We start from the raw sequence: 21,288 nt of genomic DNA on the forward strand, positions 1-21,288 counted from the left end.
AAATAATATGAATCCACTGTTTGACAAGCCTTTTACGTTTGACCGTGTAATACGCATAGTGTTCGGTATACTGGTCATCTCAGGGATTATCTATTTGATAGCCTTATTACGGAACGCATTGTTACCTTTCCTGATCGCTTGGTTGCTGGCTTACATGATGCAACCGTTCGTAAAGTTCTTCCAATATAAATTATGCTTTAAGAGCCGTATCTTATCGATTATGGCGGTATTGGTGACTTTAGGGCTGTTGATAACGTTGCTGATAGTCATGGTCGTTCCTTCCATCGCGGCTGAGGCGGATAAAACGCTAGAACTGATCCGCACACATGATCCCGGTGAAGGTCATGTCCCTTTGATTCCGCATTCATGGATGGAATATCTGGAAAGTAATGTGAACTTCGCTCAGATTATGGAGTTATTGAGTAAGGAGAATTTGTTGAAAGCGGTGAAGCAGATAGCACCCCAGTTATGGTCTATCTTATCGAACACCTTCTCGATCCTTTTCAGTATCACGATCGTGTTCGTGATCTTGCTTTATTTTATCTTCATCCTTTTGGACTATGAGAAGATCGCGAATGGTTGGATCGATTTGATACCGGAGCGTTACCGTCCGTTCCTGCAAGGTTTGGCTGAGGATGTGGAATACAGCATGAACCGTTATTTCCGAGGACAATCGCTGATCGCTCTCTCCGTCGGGATTCTCCTCGCGATCGGTTTTAAGATCATTAATTTCCCGTTGGCGGTCACGCTGGGCTTGTTTATCGGCGTGCTGAACTTAATTCCCTATATGCAGGCGATCGGTATCATCCCGATGATTCTATTGAGCTTATTGCGTTCGGCCGAGACAGGCGAGAACTTCTGGTTGATCTTTGGTTTGGCTATTTTAGTCTTGGGTATCGTACAATGTATACAGGATTTATATCTTACCCCCCGCATAATGGGTAAGGCTATGGGATTGAATCCCGCCATCATTTTACTCTCATTATCCATCTGGGGAACGATCTTAGGCTTTATCGGCTTAATAATAGCCCTCCCATTAACAACCTTATGCTTATCTTATTATAAACGATTTATCTTGCATGAATATAATGAGTTAGATTCCAGAAGCCTTGCTCATCAACCTAAACAAGAGGAAATAAATTCAGATTTAATCGCAAAAAAATAGCCATATCTATTGCGTATTAAAAAAATATCCCTACCTTTGCACCCGCATTACAGAAGTAACGCATAGGATGATTCGCTAGCTCAGCTGGTAGAGCACAACACTTTTAATGTTGGGGTCCTGGGTTCGAGCCCCAGGCGGATCACCAAGAAAGGGTATTCAGCAATGAAGACCCTTTTTTTATATCTCGTAAACTGCCGCTTATAGATATTGGTGTATTCATGCTGTTAAGATAAAGCTCTTGGGGGGAGGAGGAATTTGCTGCGGTTGTCCTGGAATATTTCCCATATATGTTTTTAGGACAAGAGTACTTTTGTTTTATCCCAACATGGTTCTAAGTTAATATGTAAATTTGCGAGCACAAAATAATGAATAACATGTCTGAAATTGCACCTCTTATTTCCGACTTGGCGGTTATATTGATTGCGGCGGGAATAATTACATTGATTTTTAAATGCTTGAAACAACCTGTCGTTTTGGGGTATATTGTCGCTGGCATTCTTGCCGGGCCCGCCGTACCTTATATACCAACGGTATCCGATCCTACCAATATAAAAATATGGGCAGATATAGGCGTCATCTTTCTTTTGTTTGCTATGGGATTAGAATTCTCTTTCAAGAAGTTGATGACCGTAGGAGGTACAGCTGTTATCGCCTCTATAACCATAGTCTCCGGAATGATGTTTCTAGGCTATACTGCAGGAAACGCGCTTGGCTTCTCGCATCTAAGCAGTATATTTTTAGGCGGTATGCTTTCTATGTCATCCACCGCTATCGTATTCAAGGCGTTCGATGACATGGGACTCAGAGGGCAAAAATTTACAGGAGTAGTATTAGGCGTCTTGGTGGTCGAAGATTTAGTGGCCGTAGTTTTGATGGTCTTGCTTTCAACCTTAGCAGTCAGCAAGCAAGTCGAAGGAATGGAAATGCTGGAAAGTATTCTAAAGTTAGGAGCGTTTCTTATATTTTGGTCATTACTCGGAATCTATCTGATTCCAAGTTTTCTTAAAAAGATTAAGCCATTTCTTAACGACGAAACCTTATTAATCATAGCATTAGGCTTCTGTTTAGGTATGGTTATGATTGCGGCTAAAGCGGGATTCTCCTCTGCGTTAGGAGCTTTTGTTATGGGATCGTTATTGGCTGAAACCATTGAGGCCGAGAAGATAGAAAAATTGGTAAAACCGGTAAAAGACCTGTTTGCGGCCATATTTTTTGTTTCTGTAGGCATGATGATACAACCGGATTTATTGATTGAATACCTTGTCCCAATCTGCATCTTAACCATATTGGTTATCATTGGGCAAATCTTTTTTGGGAGTCTTGGTGTCCTCTTGTCCGGACAGCCATTAAAGATAGCTCTACAATCAGGATTCTCTCTGACCCAAATAGGTGAATTTGCGTTTATTATCGCTTCATTGGGAGTTAGCTTAAAGGTAACAGACGATTATCTGTATCCTGTTATTGTCGCTGTATCAGTCGTTACAACATTTCTTACTCCTTATATGATTCGCATGGCGACCCCGGTCTATCAATTGATTGACAATTATTTGCCTTCATCTATAAAACTAATGTTGAACCGTTATTCTTCCGGATCCAACACGGTCAAACATAAAAGTACATGGAATAAGCTGTTGAAATCTATGTTACTAGATGTAATACTATATACAGTATTGACAATATTCAGTATTATCATATTTTTCACTTATGTAAATCCAATTATTCGCGAGAACATATTAGGCTTCAAAGGGGCTCTATTGAGCTTATCTATTATTTTGGCCATTATATTACCTTTTCTTTGGGCTATCATTATGAAGAAGAATCATTCTCCTGAATTCCTGAAATTATGGAATGATAGTAAATTCAACCGGGGACCATTGGTTTCTTTGATAGCGATAAAGCTGCTCCTTTGCGCAAGTATTCTAATGCCAGTCATAGTCCATATATTTAATGTAGCATCTGGTGTTGGATTTATTATCACCCTGTTGATATTGCTAATGATTATTTTATCCAAAAAACTGAAAAAGCGTTCTCTCTCGATCGAGAAAAGATTTATTGACAACTTCAACGGGAAAACAACGGACTCAAACATTGGAAGTCCTTTGACTGATAATATCTTGAAATCTTTGCCTTTCAATGATTTGCACTTGATGGATTTCGTTGTTGGCCAAGAATCCTCCATTGTCGGCCGGAGTTTGAAAGAGATCAACTTCCGTCAAAAATATGGAATAAATATCGTTTCCATCATTCGAGGTGAACGACAAATCAATATACCTAGAGGAGAGGAACGCCTTTATCCTTTTGATAAGATTATAATTGTTGGTACGGATGAGGAATTGGATCTTTTCCAGGAGATAATACAAAAACAGGACAAAGAATATAGAGATCAGTTGGCGCAAAGCTTTAATAATAATATCAAAATAGAGCAATTTAATATTGAACCAGACTCTCCGTTGATCGGGCGATCTATTCAACAGTCTGACATTCGGGATAAGAACGCTTGTCTGATCTTGGGTATTGAACGAGACGGAAAGTCAATGATGAATCCTCCATCCCAAACCGTATTCAAGGAAAACGACAACGTATGGGTTGCTGGAGAATATCGTCAAATTGTTCAATTGAGCGAAGGTTTAAGTTATAATTAAGTGTTTCAGCCAAAGTGTAAAATATATTTTTCATTAGGGAAGCCATCTCTTAAATTCTACATTTAAGACTTAGGGGATTAGGATATTAGGATATATTTGATAGCTTTGCGAAGAAATGGGGGGCGTGCCCCTTTCTCGAATAAATGATAACAATAAAAGTAAATGATAATGAATGAAAAAATGAATGCTACATTGGGCAACGCTTTTCCCAAGGAACGGATTCGTTATGCGATGCTTTCTTTCTTTTTAGCGCAAGGTCTTTGTTTCTCTAGTTGGGCTAGCCGTATTCCGGACGTGAAGGATATTTTTGAGGTGAATTACGCTTTCTATTGGGGCTTGGTCTTGTTCCTGATCCCGGTAGGTAAGTTTGTGGCGATACCGTTAGCGGGTTATTTGGTGTCGAAGTTGGGGAGTCGTATTATGGCGCAGGTCAGTGTGTTGGGGTATGCCTTGGCCTTATTCGCGATAGGTACGGCACATAATATTTATCTGCTGGGTGTTTATTTGTTCTGTTTTGGGGTGTTCTGGAATCTTTGCGATATATCCTTGAATACGCAAGGAATTGGTATCGAGCGACTCTATGGGCGTACGATTATGGCCTCATTTCATGGAGGTTGGAGTCTGGCGGCTTGTTTAGGGGCTTTGATCGGGTTTATCATGATCGTATCCGGTGTTACTCCGTTCTGGCATTTTACGTTGATTGCATTATTGATTGGAGTGACTGTTTTGGTAAGCCGGAAGTATTTGCAGGAAGACGTGGCGGTTGAGTCACCGGAGGAAGAGAAGGAAGCGGAGAAGAAAGAAGCTCCGGCATTGTTGAGCTTTATCCGTAAGCCGGAAATGCTGTTGATCCAGTTAGGTATCGTCGGGCTGTTTGCCTTGGTGGTGGAAAGCGCGATGTTTGATTGGAGTGGACTTTACTTCGAATCGGTATTGCAGGTTCCTAAGTCCTTACAGATTGGTTTCTTGGTGTTCATGGTGATGATGACGGTAGGCCGTTTTCTTACGAACTCCGCCTATAGTGTTTTAGGAAAGCAGAAGGTGTTGCAATTAGCGGGTTTCTTTATTTTAGCAGGTTTTTTTATCTCAGCCATGTTGGGTGGAATGTTCGAATCGATGACGGTAAAGGTGATCGTGAATTCCTTAGGCTTTATGTTGGTAGGCTTGGGCATCTCGTGTATGGTGCCTACTATTTATAGCTTAGTGGGCGCTAAATCGAGAACTCCGGTGGGAATTGCCTTGACGATCCTTTCCAGTATCAGCTTTATCGGCTCGTTGATCGCACCTTTGTTGATCGGAGCGATCTCGCAGGCTTTCAATATGAAATACGCTTATATCGTGGTCGGCTTGTTAGGGCTTTGTATCTTGCTAATGACTACATTCTGCAAAGCATTCAAGAATAATTAAAGATAGAGAATTGAGAATTGAAAATTAGGAGAGAGCGAATAATTTTCAATTCTCAATTTTCAACTACTCAGGCATTCGTTGTTCCGCTGTCTCTAAGCATCGCAACACATCTTCCTTAGTGCCGTTGAATGGGCCTATTCCTTCGATTTTCAATGTTGTCATAGCTGCCGCGAAACGTCCGGCTTCTTCTATGCTTGCGCCTTTGGCACGTTTATAGAGATATCCTGTCATATAAGTATCACCCGCTCCGGTAGCGTTTACTACTTCTTTCGGTATGTAAGCGGGGATTTTATGGAAAGTGGAACCGTCGTAAATGATAGATCCCATGCTTCCGAAAGTCAGCAATACCTCTTTCACGCCCCAATCGTAGATAACTTTTCCTGCGTTCACGGCATCGGTATATCCGGTTAACACCTCCATCTCATGTTCGTTAGCCTTGAGGAAGTGCACGTATTTAAGTACTTCTTTTTTCTCTGGCCAATCCACGGCAAATACATCCTTGTCTCTTACTTCCCGTAGATACCCTTGCGAGTCAATCGATACTAAGCCTTTCCCCGCTAAATACTTTACCACTTCCAAAGAGAAATCATCGGCAAGCAAACTACCAAGGTGGAAGATTTTAGAGTTGATGTTCTCCAGATATTCCACGGTGAAAGGATCTGCTTTCGCCAATACACGTTGCGTACGGTTATCTTGGTTCTCTCCATAAATATTCTCGAAATAAACGGTGTGCTTACTTGGCATCACGGCAACGTCGATACCTTCAGCTCGTAGTTCCTCCACCGTTTTCATCTCAGATTCAGCCAAGGCTGTCACTAGAGTATAGTCGATATCATCGAAATGTTTTATCGCATGCGAGAAATAAAAGGAGGTTCCTCCCGGCATATGGACGGTGTTCTTAGGTGTTACTACCTTATCCAAGGTGATGTGTCCTACGCAGCAAAGTTCGTGTGTATTCATTTTTTACTCAGTTTATTATAAAGCGACAAATTTATGAAAAAAGCTTTCAAATACATAGATTACTCTCTTTTTTGACCAATAAAAGCATGAAAGAGGCGTTTTGCCCTTGTGACTTTAGTTGCATCGGCATCAAGCTATAGTTTTAAGCTTATGGAACTAAAGTTACTTCATAGGTGAACAAAAGTTTCATTATTATAAGACTTGAAGGAATAAGGAATATTTGTTGATTGCTTGATAATTATATTATATATGTACGCTCGTACATATATAATATATGATAAAAGGGTAAATTCTATTGAAAATATAGTATATGCTATTGATCGTATGAAGATAGGTTTATAAAACGACTAGTTTAAACGATCGATTTTTCTAGTCATTTGCAAAGGTACGCGTTTCTTCGACACTTGCAACCCTTCAAGGTTAAAAAAATCACCCCTTATCCGCTTTCTTATCAATCAAATAGGCTATCCATCACGAAACAACCGATTCCATAAACAAACCTTCTCCTTTATCCCTTGAAAAACGCAAGATTTAGACGATCGTTTAGACTAGTCGTTTTGTACCCATTTAGGTGGGATGCATATATAAAGAGCTTTTAATTAACACTAGTATTAATATTAATTTTAGAATTATGAACAAAAAGTTTTCTACTCTTGTAGCGGGTTTGGCTTTATGTACTGCCTTTACCGCTAATGCGAAGGTTGAAAATGGCAAAGTTTACCAATTGACCAATGAGGATGGTAAATATTTGTCTGTCACAGAGTCTTATACAAAGACTGATAGTTTGATCTTGGCTGATGCTCCTACTGCGGATATCAAGAACACTGATTATCAAAAATCCTTATGGAAAGTAACTTATCGTTTTGTCTCTTTGGCGAATACTTGGGCGTACACATTGACGAATAGCGCTACAGGTAGAGTGTTGACATTGGATAAGCAAGCTGAGTGGAACTTCAAAAATGGGAGTGCGTTTATCGCTCCGGAGAATGTGACTGCCGTTACTTTATCTGCTCAGTTGGATAATAAGACAGTTGTTTCTATCATCGCTAAAGATGATGTGGAAGCTGAAAGAACAGATATTGTTACTTTGGAAAAGGGAACGGCTGTATCTGCATCTGCGATTAACTTTACAGTAGCAGCTCCAGCAAAGATAAACATGACTGCTGACTTGTTAAATAACAAGTATGGTTCTCCTTTCGCTTTGACTTTCGACAAAAATCTGGATGGAAATCCTTTGGCAGGCAAAGAGTTGTTCGCTACAGACATTGACGGTTTAGATGGTTATGTTACTTTGCAGGATAGAACTACCGGTAAGTATTTAGTTGTGGACTCTACTTCTTGGTCTTCTAATTTGTCTTCTGAGAAATTCTGGAAACTTACTGTAGACGCACAACCTAAAGATGAGGCTGCTGCTGCTGATAAGGCTACCGGTGTAACAGATGGTACGATCCTAGAGAATGGTCGTGCGAAAGAGTTGTATGCTTTCAAGGTAGTTTTAGATCCTTCCGATAATAGCAAGATGATCCTTTATCCGTATGCTACTCCTGTATATAAAGGCGCAAATGATACGGAGAAGAAGTCAAAAATGTGTTATGACATGGAGGTTGCCGCTAATGGTGAGATGATCGCTTTTGGTAACTTCGCAGGTACAGAGAAATTGACAATCTGGACTAAGGATGCTGCTAAATGTACTTTCGCTGAGGTTAAGCTTCCGACTACATTGGATCCAGAGTATACTTACTTTGTTAAGGATATGAACAATGCGAAGTCTGATGAGGATCATTCCGCAAATAAGAACAAAGGAAAATACTATGTATTCTCTTTCTGTGAGAACGGTACAGTTCATGCTGGTGCTGTAACAGAAGTTCCTACTGCTTTATGGTATTTGACTGAGACTAATAATTTGGCTAATATGTGGAATACTAATAGTACTAGAGGTGGTGCTATTATCCGCGTAATAGATGATGCGAAGGCTATTTATTCTTTTGGAACAGATACAGTTCAATTGGTAAAAGGCCCGAAAGTGGAGGATGCTCAAGAGTTAGCTTATAAGAAAGTTTCTAAAGAAGATTTGGTTAATGGTGCATTGTCATTCCGTTTGAAATCTGATTTATTGGAGAACTTGTATGTAACTGTTAAAGATGGCAAATTGTATGTAGCTGCCGGTGAGTTGGCTTCTGCTTATAGATTTAAGGTAGAAGAGGTTGAATTAGATGAGGCAAATTCAACTGTAGCTGAGTCAAATGGAGTGAAAGTTTACAAGTATAATGTAACAGATCGTTTAGGTAAGGCTACTTTATGCTCTAAAAATGAAAATGGAACTGATTATTATTTAATGGGTGAGCCTGATGTAGAGAATAGTGTTTATCCTGTTACATTATCTTTCTTATCTACTGGTGTAGAGAATGAATATAAGTTGGTTTCTTATTCTGAATATACTGAAGAATATGGTTATTATGGTTTTGCAATCTCTGCTTTAGCTGGATCTGGAATGCTATATACAGCTAGCTGGTGCAACACTGAGAATACTACATTCGAGTTCGCAAAGAAGGATGCTCCTACATATGCTACTTTGAATATCGGTCACGTACAGATCACTTCTTATACAGAGGATGATAACAAGATGATCGCTAGCCAGAAAGATGGTTTCGCTGTATTGAAGGCAGAAGGACAGTCTATCTTGAAGAGCGATGTATATACGCATGATTCTTTGACTTTGTGGTTGGATACTGCTTGCTTGACTTTCGAAGAGACTATGCCTTTGTATTATCTTTCTACTAATGCATTTGCGGAAGAAGGTGTGAAAACTAGAAACTATTTGATGAATACATTGGATTCTGCAGAGGTTAAGGGTTATGCTTATGAGGCTGCTGGCGCTGAGGCTGTTCGTGCTGCATTTATCGCTGGTTCTGTATGCGGTATAGATTCTATCGCAATCAAGGGTGATACAATCAATGCGATGAACTTGAATCCGGCTGCTGTCGCATTTGAGGTCGCAGCTGAGTATAGCGATGAGGCTTACAAGATCCTTTCTGTTCAAGAATATTTGAATCCGGCTTATGATGAGGAAGCAGCTGAAGAGCAAGGTGAAGAGTATGATGTAGAGAAATATTTACCTCGTAATGCTTATTTGGCTCATTTGAACAATGTTGTTTATTGGACAACTGATCCTGAGCAAGCAGAAGTATTCAAGGTAATGACAACTAGCACTCCTACATCTAATGACAAGATCGCTGCTGAGTCTGCTATCTCTGTTATCGCTAACGATGGTACTGTAACAATCCAAGGTGCCGCTGGCAAGTCTGTTGTTATCTCTAACATCTTAGGTAAGGTGGTTGCTGAGACAGTTCTTTCATCTGATAACGCTACAATCGCTGTACCTGCCGGTATCGTAGCTGTAGCTGTAGAGGGTGAGGCTGCTGTTAAGGTGGTTGTTAAATAATTATTTTATTCGAAATGATACAGTAGAGGCGGGCACGTCCCGTCTCTATCTAAATATATTTAATTAAATAATTTCCACACAGCAAAGTATCCCGTGATGGGGGAACGTGTGGTTAATACTAAAGTAAAAAAGTTCTTCCGATAGTATTTCCGTGAGGAAGGAAACCGGATAAAAAATTGCTCCCGGCGATATTCGTATCGTCGGGACTTTTTTATGGTTCGGAAAGCTTTTATATAAATAAATGCGTATATTGCGGCAAGCTTATAATTTTAGAGTTTATGGAATATACCTTACTGATACTTCTATTACTGATCATGATTTGGATAAACTTGCGTAATAAGATATCCAAATCACAGGAGAAGACGGAGGAATTATCGAAAGAGATCGCTGCCTTGCGTAGACGTTTGGAGAATAGTTCGGAAGTTGCGGACGAGATAAAGGAACCGGAGCCTGAGACCTTGAAAGAGCCGGAAGTTTTCGTACAACCTGAACCTGTAAAGGCGATTGTCGAACCTGCGAGAAATCTTCAACCCCAGAAGGTGCGGAAGCCTGTCAATTATGAGAAATATATCGGTGAGAATTTATTCGGTAAAATCGGTATCCTGATACTCGTCTTGGGTATGGGTCTTTTCGTGAAGTATGCGATAGATAAGGAATGGATAAACGAGACCTTGCGTACGATCCTTGGCTTTGGGATGGGCGGATTACTTCTATTCGTGGCTTGGCGTTTGAAGGATTCCTATCGTACCTTTAGCTCTTTGCTGGCGGGAGGCGCTTTTGCGATCTTTTATGTAACGGTGGCGATCGCCTATCATTATTACGGGCTGTTCAGCCAAACGGTCGCTTTTATCTTGCTTGTATTGTTTACCGGGTTTATGTCGTCTTTATCTATACTCTATAATCGTAGGGAACTGGCGATTATCGCTTTGGTGGGTGGATTTATCGCTCCATTCTTAGTGGGCAGCGGGGATGGAAGTTATTGGGTGCTGTTTACTTATGTCATGATCTTGGACCTAGGGATGTTCGGGCTATCTATCTATAAGAAGTGGGGGGAATTGCCTGTAATTTGTTTTGCCTTGACTTGGATCGTCTTTGCGGGTTATACGTATGCTGCGGATCTGGATTTGATGGGAAGTGTCCAATTAACGCATTTACTTATTTTCTCTATCGCCTTCTATTTGATCTTCTTATTATCGGTCGCTTCCATCGTGCGAATCAATATCCGGGGGATCAATCAATATTTATTAGGAGTGATCGGATTGAACAATTTCGTATTCCTGTTCTTTGCCCTTTGTCTCCTGCAGAATATGGAGCTTGAGCAGAATTACAAAGGTCTGGTAACCCTTTTTGTTGCGGCTATTAACTTCGCTCTTTTCTTTTGGATCAAACGGAAAGGGGAACCTTTCACTTTCTTGATGCATACGTTATTGGGTATCGCTCTTACGTTCGTATCGGTGACGATCCCGATCCAACTGGAAGGGACCTTTATTACCTTGTTTTGGGCTTCAGAGGTAATGATTATTCTCTGGTTCTATAGTCGTTTCCGTCTGCGGGTTTACGAGATATTCGTTTGGGTACTTCCGGTCTTGACGCTGGGCTCTTACGGAATGGATGTCTTCCACGGATGTATGAAGGCTCGGTACGGAGATTCTTCCCTATTTATAAATGGCTTGTTCGCTACCGGTATTTTTACGGGGTTATCGTATTGGGTAGACGCTTGGTTGGTACGTCCGACAAGGATCTCGACGAAAGGGCCTCTCTTGACGGGATGTGTCGTATTATATATAGCCTTTGTTTTCGATTTCTATTCATATGTAGATCCTTCGATCGTGTCCTTTAGCTATATCGAGACATTTACGGTGGCGGTTTTATTTGCTGCGAATGTTTTATTAGGGAAAAGCTATTTGCCTGTGTCAAGAAATGCGGGGGGATATGGACTACTCTTGGGGCTATCTTTATCCCTGTTCGGAGGAATGTCTTTGTGGATCGGGTATGATGATCTCTTTATTCCCCGGTTCCTGCTATGGGTTTCCTTGCTTTTAATCGGGGGGCATATTTTTGTCTTGGGACGGTACTATTATAAGGCATTCGACGCAAGAGAAAAGCGTACGCATGGGATGACCTTATATATTTGTTTGCTGTCTACGATATTACTGGCCGTGGGAACGAATAATTTGTTGAATCAGTTGGGCTTGCCGGATGAATTAAGCGCAGGTTTCTCTATCTCGTTGAGTCTTGCCGGTTTTATGCAAATGGCGGTGGGAATGCGATTGCATCTGAAAGTTGTCCGGATGATTAGTTTGGCCACCTTCTCGATCGTATTGCTAAAGTTGGTGATGGTGGATCTGTGGCTCTTGCCTACGATCGGGAAGGTGGTCGTCTTTATAATCTTGGGAGTTATCTTATTGATTCTCTCCTTCTTGTACCAGAAGTTGAAAACCGTCTTGTTCGATGATAGCTTATAGGATATCCGCTAGTTTCTCCAGCCCCATGCTATGAGAGCCTTTGATCAAGATATGATAGCCCTTTAACGGCTGTTTCCGAAGCTCTTCCACCATTGCCTCCGTGGTAGCGAAGGGGGAGAACTCTTTGCCTACCTTGGAGAAATGCTCGCCGCAGAGGAACACCTTGTCGAACTGGCCTTTCTTGATCTGTGCGACAACCTCCGCGTGTAATTCGTCGCTAGTTGGTCCAAGCTCGCGCATATCTCCAAGGATGATAGCTTTAGGCTGTACGGGCATGGTGATGAAATTGTCCAGAGCTACTTTCATGCTACTCGGATTTGCGTTGTAAGCATCGATAATCAATTCGTTATTATCGGTTTTCTTGAACTGAGAACGGTTATTGGTAGGCTCGTAAGCGGCGATAGCACGGCTGATACGCTCTGCCGGGATCTTGAAGAAGCGGCCTACGGCGACGGCGGCCAATACATTATCTAGGTTATAACTACCGATTATATGTGTTTCGACGGTATGCAACTTTCCTTGTTGCTTCCAATTGAACACTAAGAAAGGATCGCAACTGACTACCTGTCCGGACGCGAAAGCATCATCCCCGTTTCCATATGTGATTTGTTCGATGCCTTTGGCGATAGACTGAAGGTACTCGTTCTCTTTCTTGATAAATATCTTGCCTTTGGAGCGACGGATATAATCATATAACTCCCCTTTTGTCCGGATCACACCCTCGAAAGAACCGAAGCCTTCCAGATGGGCACGGCCTACGTTCGTGATGATGCCATAGTTAGGATGGACGATATCCACTAATTCCTTGATGTCTCCCGGATGGCTGGCGCCCATCTCGATAACCGCCATCTCATGGTCATGAGTCAATCGGAGCAAGGTCAAGGGAACGCCAATATGGTTATTGAAATTCCCTTCGGTATATAGTAAATTGAATTTCGTTGAGAGCACGGCGGCCAATAACTCTTTGGTCGTGGTCTTGCCATTTGTTCCGGTAATCCCGATGATCGGCAATCCCAGTACCTTGCGGTGATGGTGCGCTAATTGTTGCAAGGTCTTCAGCACGTTATCAACAAGGATCGTGCGTTCGCCTATATAATAATCGGGATTGTCTATGACGGCATAGACACAGCCGGATGCCAAGGCTTTCCCGGCATATTGATTTCCGTCGAATTTATCACCTTTTAAGGCGAAGAAGATAGAACCCTTCGGACAGTTCCGGCTATCTGTCGTTATTTGAGGGTTATGTATAAATAAATCATAGAGGTCGATAATACTCATGACTGTATCGCGTTAAATATTTATTCCTGTCTAATTCGGCGCAAATGTAGCAATTAAATAAAGAATGAAGAATCTAGAAGGAGATTTTAAGAGAGAAACCTGTATCTTTGCTGGAAATAAGGAAAGATCATGTTAGATAAAATGCTCAATATTAGAGGGACACTTACTTCTTTAGCGACACCGTTGGTGATGGGAATCTTGAATATTACCCCTGATTCTTTTTATGCGGGCAGCCGCAAACAGACCGAGACCGCTATCGAGGACCGTATCCGGGAAATCTTATCGGAGGGAGGGGATTGGATCGATATCGGTGGTTATTCATCCCGTCCGGATGCCGCTGAGGTTACCCCGGAGGAAGAGATGCGCCGTTTGGAGTTTGCCTTACATATATTAAATAAGCATTACCCGGATATCCCGGTGTCCGTAGATACGTTTCGTGCGGGGATTGCCCGTCGTTGCGTAGAGGAATATGGAGTGGCTGTCATTAACGATATCTCCGGCGGTGAGTTGGATGCGGATATGTTCCAAACGGTAGCGGATTTGAAGGTGCCTTATATCATGATGCATATGCGTGGAACCCCTCAAACTATGCAGAGGCATACTGATTACCCGGATATGATGGAGGAGATCATGCTGTACTTTTCCCGGAAGGTACGCCAGCTTCGGCTTTTAGGGGTGAATGATATCATCCTCGATCCCGGCTTTGGCTTTAGTAAGACGTTGGAGCAGAATTACCAATTGATGAGCCATTTAAAGGAGTTCTCTATTTTTGAGTTGCCTTTATTAGTTGGAGTCTCCCGTAAAAGCATGATTTATAAATTACTGGGTGGAACCCCTGCGGATAGCTTGAACGGAACGACTGTATTGAATACGTACGCTCTCTTGAACGGCGCTAATATCCTTCGTGTACATGATGTGCGGGAAGCAGTGGAAGCCATTCGCGTCATAGGTCAAATGACCAACAAATAATTTTCAATTTTCAACTTTCAATTCTCAATTAACTATGTGGATGCATTTCGGTATAAAAGACTTGATTGACGTATTGCTGGTGGCTTTCTTCCTGTACCAGACCTATAAGTTGATGAAAAGCTCGGGCACATTGGCTATATTCAGTGGAGTCGTATCATTCATCGTCGTATGGATCTTGATCTCGCAGGTATTGGAGATGCGGTTGATGGGGGCCATCTTGGATAAGTTTATTAGCGTAGGTTTCGTGGTTTTGGTAATCCTCTTCCAAGACGAGATCCGCCGTTTCCTGTTGGCGTTAGGTTCGCACCGGGGCTGGAAATTCCTAGGGAAACTTTTTTCCAAGCGAGGAGGCGATCCGGAGAAAGAAGGGAAGTTTGTCGCCCCTGTTGTCTTGGCCTGTATGAATATGGCCCGGAAAAAGACGGGTGCCTTGATCGTGATCCAGCAAGATATGGACTTGACTATCTATGAGCATACGGGCGAGATGTTCAACGCCGATGTAAATGCCCGCTTGATCGAGAATATATTCTTTAAGAACAGCCCGTTGCATGATGGTGCCATGATCATAGCCGATAACCGGATCAAGGCGGCCGGTTGTATCTTGCCGGTCGCCCAGAACGCTACCCTTCCCAAGGATATGGGATTGCGCCATCGTTCCGGGTTGGGGATGTCATTGGAGACAGATGCGCTGGTTATTATTGTCTCGGAGGAGAGAGGAAAGATCTCCGTGGCCCATAAAGGTAAGTTAAGTGTGAATGTGACAGCGGAAGAACTGCAACAAATACTCTCCGGGGAGCGGGAAGTGACGAATTACTGTTAAAAGATCTGAAACTGGTATCTCTACCTGTAATTCTTTTGCCTATTTTGTAAACTCTATATTGCATTATGCCTAATTTTGTAGCCGGATTACGAGTACAATTATTAAATAATATAAAATATCTTCCGCTATGGATTTAATGCAAGACATTATTGCGCGCGCTAAAGCTGACAAGCAGCGTATTGTTCTTCCCGAAGGTACCGAGGAAAGAACTCTTAAAGCTGCCGACCAATTACTGGCCGACGGTGTAGCAGACATTATCTTAATTGGAAACCCCGCTGAGATCAAGGAGTTGGCGGCTGGTTTCGGACTGAACCACATCGGTGAGGCAACTCTTGTCGATCCGAAAAATCACGAGAAGAAAGCCGCGTATGCAGACTTGCTTTTCCAACTTCGCCAAAAGAAGGGTATGACTCCCGAGAAGGCTGCGGTTCTAGTTGAAGATCCTTTGTTCTTGGCTTGTTTGATGATCAAGGCGGGTGACGCTGACGGTGAGATCGCCGGTGCTGAGAATACGACGGGTAATGTATTGCGTCCTGCTTTGCAAATTATCAAGACGGCTCCGGGCATGAAGTGTGTTTCCGGTGCGTTCCTTATGTTCACGAAGACTCCTCAATATGGGGATGATGGTATTTTGGTATTTGCCGATTGTGCGGTTATGCCAAACCCGAACGCGGAAGAGTTGGCTAGCATCGCTGTCGCTACCGCCGCTACGGCTCGTAATATCGTAGGCGTTGAGCCTCGTGTGGCTATGTTGAGCTTCTCTACGAAGGGTAGCGCTTCTCACGAGATGGTAGATAAGGTAGTGGAGGCTACTCGTTTGGCTAAGGAGATGGCTCCGGATTTGAAGATCGACGGAGAGTTGCAGGCCGATGCGGCTTTGGTTGAGGCTGTAGGTAGCAAGAAAGCTCCGGGTAGCGAGATCGCCGGTAAAGCGAATGTTTTGGTATTCCCGACTTTGGAGGTGGGTAATATCGCTTATAAGCTGGTTCAACGTTTGGGTGGCGCTGAGGCTGTCGGTCCGATCCTTCAAGGTATGGCTGCTCCGGTGAACGACTTGTCTCGCGGTTGCTCCGTAGACGATATTTATAAGATGGTAGCGATCGCTTGTAATCAATCCATCGGTTTGAAATCCGCAAAATAATATAATAATCCTAACGACTTAATAATATGAAGATTCTAGTATTGAACTGCGGTAGTAGTTCTATCAAATATAAGTTATTCGATATGACCTCCGGTGAGGTTATGGCTCAAGGCGGTATCGAGAAAATCGGTTTGCCGGGCGCGTTCTTGAAATTGACGGACAAGGATGGCAAGAAGGTGGTTATCGAGAGAGAGATCCCCGGCCATCAAGAAGGCATCGAGTTTATCCTGAGCGTGTTGACCGACGCTACTTATGGCTGCATCAAGGACTATAAGGAGATTGATGCCGTGGGCCATCGCGTGGTACATGGTGGCGAGGAGTTCGCTTCCAGTGTATTGATCAATCAGGATGTAATCAATAAGGTAATCGAGTGCTCTGATTTGGCTCCGCTTCATAACCCGGCTAACTTGAAGGGTGTTCGGGCGATGGAGGCTTTGATCCCGGGTATTCCTCAAGTAGCGGTGTTTGATACGGCTTTCCATCAGACCATGCCGGATTATGCGTATATGTATGGTTTGCCTTACGAGATGTACAAGAAATATGGCGTACGTCGTTATGGCTTCCACGGAACCAGTCATCGATATGTATCCCGTCGTGCTTGCGAGATCTTAGGTGTTCCTTATGAGGATCAGAAGATTATCACGGCTCACGTAGGTAACGGTGGTTCTATCACCGCTATCAAGAATGGTAAGAGCGTGGATACTTCCATGGGCTTGACTCCGGTTGAGGGTCTGTTGATGGGTACTCGTTGCGGCGACGTGGATGCGGGTGCTTTGTCTTTCATCATGGATAAGGAAGGCATGGATGGTGCCGGCCTTTCCGACTTGATCAATAAGAGAAGTGGTGTTGCCGGTCTTTCCGGAATCTCTTCCGATATGCGTGAGATCGAGGCTGCCGTAGCTGCCGGAAATCCGCGTGCGATCATGACCTTGAACGTATATAACTACCGCATCAAGAAATATATAGGCGCTTATGCCGCCGCTATGGGTGGTTGTGATATCTTGGTTTGGACCGGTGGTGTCGGCGAGAACCAATGGGCGACCCGTCGTGCGGTTTGTGAGAACATGGAATACATGGGCATGAAGATCGATGTAGAGAAGAACGAGGGCATGCGTGGCGAGGAGATGGTAATCAGCACTCCGGACAGTAAGGTGACTATCATCGTCGTTCCTACGGATGAGGAATTCATGATCGCTGCCGATACCTTGGAGATCTTAGATAAAAAATAACCAGTAACGTTTCATATAATTTTAGCTAATCCTCGCAGCTTACAAAACACGGGGTTAGTGTTTAGATCGCCCCGACACCGGTTGGGGCGATCTTTTTTATGCGAATATCGGATTATTCGTTACTTTTGCGGAATTACATATTAAATATATACAAAACATGGCTCAATACAAACGTATCTTATTAAAATTAAGCGGGGAGTCGCTGATGGGTGGTAAACAATATGGGATCGATGAGGTCCGCTTGAATGAATATGCGGCACAGATCAAGGAGATCGCCGAGATGGGCGTACAGATCGGTATCGTGATTGGTGGCGGTAATATTTTCCGTGGATTGAGTGGCGCTTCCAAAGGTTTCGATCGGGTAAAAGGAGACCAAATGGGTATGCTGGCGACGGTAATCAATAGCTTGGCGCTTAGCTCCGCATTGGTCGCTCAAGGCGTGAATGCGAAGGTTTTGACCGCTATCCGTATGGAACCGATCGGCGAGTTCTATAATAAATGGCGTGCGATCGAGTTGCTGGAACAAGGTAACGTGGTCATCATGTCCGGCGGTACGGGTAATCCGTTCTTTACTACGGATACCGGATCTTCCTTGAGAGGTATCGAGATCGAGGCGGATGTCATGCTGAAAGGTACCCGTGTGGACGGTATTTACACCGCTGATCCGGAGAAAGATCCTACGGCTACCAAGTTCTCCGATATTACGTATGATGAGATCTATACCCGGGGCCTGAAGGTAATGGACTTGACCGCTACCACGATGTGTAAAGAGAACAACCTCCCGATCATCGTATTCGATATGGATACCAACGGCAACTTGAAGAAAGTGATGAGCGGAGAGAATATCGGGACACTGGTGCATAATTAGTGCCATTAACCGATGACACGGCAGTGCCATGCTGGTGGTACTGTCGTGCCACAGGCATGGCAAGGTTGTGCCAGCCCTGTGGCAAATACGTTAGACCTTTATTCTTGTATATGAAGCATCCCTTTTTACTAGTATGGTTAACCTTGATCGTCTTGTGTGGCTGCACAAGCTCGGGGAAACAGAAGAAGCACGTTATCGGCCTCTCCCAATGTATGCTGGACGATGCTTGGCGGCAAGCCATGATTAACGATATGCGTATCGAAGCCTCCAACTATGATGACGTGGAAATTATTATAAAGGACGCGCAAAACAATAACGAGACACAAATACAACAAATACGAGACTTGATCCGCCAAAAGGTGGATGTCTTGATCATCTCCCCTTACCAATCCGAGCCGATCACGGCAGTTGCCGAGGAAGCGTACCGTGCCGGAATCCCGACGATCATTACAGATCGCAAGGTAAATACCGATCAATACACCTCTTTTGTCGGGGCGAACAATTATGAGATCGGACTAGCGGCAGGCAATTACGCCGCCAATTATCTTCCCCCGAACGCTATTATCTTAGAGATATGGGGACTCACGCAAACCTCCCCGGCGCAAGAGCGACATAAAGGTTTTGTCGATGCCTTGCGAGAAAGGGAGGATCTTTCTTTCCGTAAGATAGAAGGACAATGGCTGGTCGATACCGCCCGGATGGAGCTTCGGAAGTTAGAGCATCCCGAGCAGATAGATTTCGTTTACGCCCATAACGACATGATGGCCATAGCCGCCCGGGAATACTTTATGGCATGGGATTCCATCCGAGGACGGGAGTTGCGGATTATCGGCGTTGATGCCGTGGCGGGTGCCGGTCTGGAAGCCGTGGAAGATGGACGGATCAATGCCTCTTTCCTCTATCCGACAGGAGGGGAGCAAGTGATTCGCACGGCTATGCGTATCATTCAAGGGGAGCCGGTGGATAAGTTTATCCCTCTTCGTACGGCTCCGGTAGATCATCAGTCTGCCCGCACCTTATTGTTGCAAGCGGACCAACTCCAGAAATATAGGCAACGTATCGAGGCGCAGCGTTCCCGCATCGACGGTTTGTCCGACCGGTTTTATTTCCTGCGAAACTCTTTAGGGGTGATCTCCTTATTGATGATCGGTTTTATCGCCCTTTCCATTTACGCCTTTTACATAAACCGGAAGATGAGGCAGGCGAATCGTAAGCTAATCTCCTTGAACGCGGAGATGAAAGAGGTGACGGCGCAGAAACTCCAATTCTTTACGAATGTCTCTCACGAAGTACGTACGCCCTTGACCTTGATTCTCGCTCCTTTGGATCGCCTGATAATCTCCTTGCGGGAATCTCCTTACGCCTCGGATCTCGGGTTGATCCAGAAGAACGCCAACCGTTTGTTGCGTGTGATCAATCAGATCTTGGACTTCCGGAAGGTGGAAGGCAAGCAAGAGAAACTAGCGGTACGGGAAATCGATTTGGTCCCTTTCGTTGGCGAGATCAAATCTTATTTTGACAGTATGGCCTCGGTACGTGCGATCGCCTATACGTTCACTTCTTCGATAAAACAATGTACGCTATGGATCGATCCGGACCTGTTGGAGAAGGTATTTGTCAATCTTCTCTCGAACGCCTTTAAGTTTACGCCGGAGGGAGGTAGCGTGCGGATAGAGCTGACAGAAGAGGAGGATCGGGTTTTTATACAGGTTATCGATACGGGAAGTGGTATCCAACCCGGTAACCTTCCGCATTTGTTTGACCGTTTCTATACGGAGGATCGGTCGATGGGAACTGGGATCGGATTACATTTGGTAAAGGAATATATACATATGCACGGAGGGGAGATCCGTGTGGAGAGCGAGCCGGGACAAAGGACTACCTTTACGGTTTGTCTGCGGAAAGGAAAGGCGCATTTCGAGGATAGCGACCTGATGGAAACGTCCGTATCCCATCAAGCCTACGAAGCCTCCCGGTTGGACGATTCGGAAACCCATAAGATGCTTTCCAAAACCTATCCTTATACGATACTTATCACCGAGGATGACGATGAGGTTCGCTGCTTTTTGGAACGTGAGCTTAGCCCTCATTTCAAGACCCGGACGGCCGCGAACGGGAAAGATGCCTTGCGGGTATTGGAAGAGGAGGAGATATCATTGGTAGTAAGCGATGTGATGATGCCGGAGATGAATGGTTTCGAACTTTGCCGGATGATCAAGTCGCAACTTCCCTTTAGCCATATCCCGGTGATCTTATTGACCGCCTTGACCGATGAGCGCCAACGGATTTTCGGGATTACCGGCGGAGCGGACGATTATATACAGAAGCCTTTCCATACGGATTACGTGAAGATCAAGATTATCCACCTATTGCAAGAGCGCCAGAAGTTACGGGAACGTTTGTTGGAGAAGTTGCGGGATAATAAGCTCCTTCTGTCCGAGCCGGAGAAGGTGGAGAGCATCGATGACGCCTTTCTGCGTAAGTTCGCGGAACAGATCGAGGCCGTTTACGCGGACCCCGAATATAATGTGGAGAAACTAAGCGAGACCTTGGGATTATCCCGGGGGCACCTTCACCGGAAGATCAAGGAGCTTACCGGAACCGCACCCGTCGAGTTCTTGCGTACCTATCGCTTGAATAAGGCGACCCAGTTGTTGAGGCAGAACGCGTACACGGTGAGCGAGGTCGCTTACCGAACCGGTTTCTCCTCACCCGCTTACTTCTCCAAATGCTTCAAGGCGGTCTACGGGGTTACGCCTACCGAGTATCAATAACATTTGTACGATCTTTATCACAAATGTCATATCTCCTCACCTTTAAGGGATAAGTGTTTTTCTATCCGGAAGAATCCTATTAATTTTGGCGGAGAATCAAACAATATTATCCTTTAATCCGTTCGTTT

Annotated in this window: 13 protein-coding genes and 1 tRNA gene; 12 read left to right on the forward strand and 2 right to left on the reverse strand. The window is 44.0% G+C overall.

All coding sequences use genetic code 11. The features are described 5' to 3' along the window. The first annotated feature begins 7 nt into the window (after positions 1 to 7). The 4 genes from BDI_RS16780 to BDI_RS16795 all read left to right on the forward strand — a co-directional run bounded on the left by BDI_RS16780 (position 8) and on the right by BDI_RS16795 (position 5,214). Positions 8 to 1,165 carry an AI-2E family transporter gene (locus BDI_RS16780; protein ID WP_009275298.1) on the forward strand — a complete coding sequence of 386 codons (1,158 nt, stop codon included), beginning with the start codon at positions 8 to 10 and terminating at the stop codon, positions 1,163 to 1,165. A 69-nt stretch (positions 1,166 to 1,234) separates the two neighbouring features. Then, positions 1,235 to 1,310: transfer RNA gene (locus BDI_RS16785), tRNA-Lys, on the forward strand. A gap of 229 nt (positions 1,311 to 1,539) precedes the next feature. Next, positions 1,540 to 3,807 carry a cation:proton antiporter gene (locus BDI_RS16790; RefSeq protein WP_005859782.1) on the forward strand — a complete coding sequence of 756 codons (2,268 nt, stop codon included), beginning with the start codon at positions 1,540 to 1,542 and terminating at the stop codon, positions 3,805 to 3,807. Positions 3,808 to 3,975: 168 nt separating this feature from the next. Continuing rightward, the gene (locus tag BDI_RS16795; RefSeq protein ID WP_005859780.1) at positions 3,976 to 5,214 is read left to right on the forward strand and encodes an MFS transporter; all 1,239 of its coding nucleotides are present in this window, start codon (positions 3,976 to 3,978) and stop codon (positions 5,212 to 5,214) included. A 63-nt stretch (positions 5,215 to 5,277) separates the two neighbouring features. On the opposite strand, the gene BDI_RS16800 is transcribed toward BDI_RS16795, so the two are convergent. After that, positions 5,278 to 6,174: a PfkB family carbohydrate kinase gene (locus tag BDI_RS16800; protein ID WP_005859778.1), complete on the reverse strand. Its 897-nt coding sequence runs from the start codon at positions 6,172 to 6,174 to the stop codon at positions 5,278 to 5,280. 631 nt (positions 6,175 to 6,805) lie between these two features. Here BDI_RS16800 and BDI_RS16805 point away from each other — a divergent pair. Next, a complete protein-coding gene (locus BDI_RS16805) occupies positions 6,806 to 9,616 on the forward strand; it encodes a DUF6383 domain-containing protein (RefSeq protein WP_011967288.1) in 2,811 nt (936 codons plus the stop codon). A gap of 278 nt (positions 9,617 to 9,894) precedes the next feature. Further along, a complete protein-coding gene (locus BDI_RS16810) occupies positions 9,895 to 12,081 on the forward strand; it encodes a DUF2339 domain-containing protein (protein WP_011967289.1) in 2,187 nt (728 codons plus the stop codon). Here BDI_RS16810 and BDI_RS16815 read toward each other — a convergent pair. Next, a complete protein-coding gene (locus tag BDI_RS16815; RefSeq protein WP_011967290.1) occupies positions 12,076 to 13,359 on the reverse strand; it encodes a UDP-N-acetylmuramoyl-tripeptide--D-alanyl-D-alanine ligase in 1,284 nt (427 codons plus the stop codon). The two genes, BDI_RS16810 and BDI_RS16815, sit on opposite strands and share 6 nt — an antisense overlap. Positions 13,360 to 13,488: 129 nt before the next feature. On the opposite strand from BDI_RS16815, the gene folP reads away from it, so the two are divergent. The 6 genes from folP (at position 13,489) to BDI_RS16845 (ending at position 21,160) form a co-directional block, all read left to right on the forward strand. Then, a complete protein-coding gene (gene folP / locus BDI_RS16820) occupies positions 13,489 to 14,328 on the forward strand; it encodes a dihydropteroate synthase (RefSeq protein WP_009016810.1) in 840 nt (279 codons plus the stop codon). A gap of 34 nt (positions 14,329 to 14,362) precedes the next feature. Then, the gene (cdaA, locus tag BDI_RS16825; RefSeq protein WP_008772898.1) at positions 14,363 to 15,148 is read left to right on the forward strand and encodes a diadenylate cyclase CdaA; all 786 of its coding nucleotides are present in this window, start codon (positions 14,363 to 14,365) and stop codon (positions 15,146 to 15,148) included. Positions 15,149 to 15,275: 127 nt separating this feature from the next. Then, positions 15,276 to 16,289, forward strand: coding sequence for a phosphate acetyltransferase (gene pta, locus BDI_RS16830; RefSeq protein WP_009016811.1), 1,014 nt, complete (start codon positions 15,276 to 15,278; stop codon positions 16,287 to 16,289). A 26-nt stretch (positions 16,290 to 16,315) separates the two neighbouring features. Next, the gene (locus BDI_RS16835; RefSeq protein WP_005859763.1) at positions 16,316 to 17,518 is read left to right on the forward strand and encodes an acetate/propionate family kinase; all 1,203 of its coding nucleotides are present in this window, start codon (positions 16,316 to 16,318) and stop codon (positions 17,516 to 17,518) included. Between the two features lie 157 nt (positions 17,519 to 17,675). Beyond that, positions 17,676 to 18,386, forward strand: coding sequence for a UMP kinase (gene pyrH, locus BDI_RS16840; protein WP_005859761.1), 711 nt, complete (start codon positions 17,676 to 17,678; stop codon positions 18,384 to 18,386). Between the two features lie 110 nt (positions 18,387 to 18,496). Then, a complete protein-coding gene (locus tag BDI_RS16845; protein ID WP_011967291.1) occupies positions 18,497 to 21,160 on the forward strand; it encodes a substrate-binding domain-containing protein in 2,664 nt (887 codons plus the stop codon). The last annotated feature ends 128 nt before the right edge of the window (positions 21,161 to 21,288 follow it).

This window comes from Parabacteroides distasonis ATCC 8503 (genome assembly GCF_000012845.1).
Lineage (GTDB): Bacteria > Bacteroidota > Bacteroidia > Bacteroidales > Tannerellaceae > Parabacteroides > Parabacteroides distasonis.

Bases quoted from the DNA above. Each gene is read 5' to 3' on its own strand.
- BDI_RS16780 (WP_009275298.1), top strand. From the start codon at position 8: ATGAATCCACTGTTTGACAAGCCTTTTACGTTTGACCGTGTAATACGC.
- BDI_RS16790 (WP_005859782.1), top strand. From the start codon at position 1,540: ATGTCTGAAATTGCACCTCTTATTTCCGACTTGGCGGTTATATTGATT.
- BDI_RS16795 (WP_005859780.1), top strand. From the start codon at position 3,976: ATGAATGAAAAAATGAATGCTACATTGGGCAACGCTTTTCCCAAGGAA.
- BDI_RS16800 (WP_005859778.1), bottom strand. From the start codon at position 6,174: ATGAATACACACGAACTTTGCTGCGTAGGACACATCACCTTGGATAAG.
- BDI_RS16805 (WP_011967288.1), top strand. From the start codon at position 6,806: ATGAACAAAAAGTTTTCTACTCTTGTAGCGGGTTTGGCTTTATGTACT.
- BDI_RS16810 (WP_011967289.1), top strand. From the start codon at position 9,895: ATGGAATATACCTTACTGATACTTCTATTACTGATCATGATTTGGATA.
- BDI_RS16815 (WP_011967290.1), bottom strand. From the start codon at position 13,359: ATGAGTATTATCGACCTCTATGATTTATTTATACATAACCCTCAAATA.
- folP (WP_009016810.1), top strand. From the start codon at position 13,489: ATGTTAGATAAAATGCTCAATATTAGAGGGACACTTACTTCTTTAGCG.
- cdaA (WP_008772898.1), top strand. From the start codon at position 14,363: ATGTGGATGCATTTCGGTATAAAAGACTTGATTGACGTATTGCTGGTG.
- pta (WP_009016811.1), top strand. From the start codon at position 15,276: ATGGATTTAATGCAAGACATTATTGCGCGCGCTAAAGCTGACAAGCAG.
- BDI_RS16835 (WP_005859763.1), top strand. From the start codon at position 16,316: ATGAAGATTCTAGTATTGAACTGCGGTAGTAGTTCTATCAAATATAAG.
- pyrH (WP_005859761.1), top strand. From the start codon at position 17,676: ATGGCTCAATACAAACGTATCTTATTAAAATTAAGCGGGGAGTCGCTG.
- BDI_RS16845 (WP_011967291.1), top strand. From the start codon at position 18,497: ATGAAGCATCCCTTTTTACTAGTATGGTTAACCTTGATCGTCTTGTGT.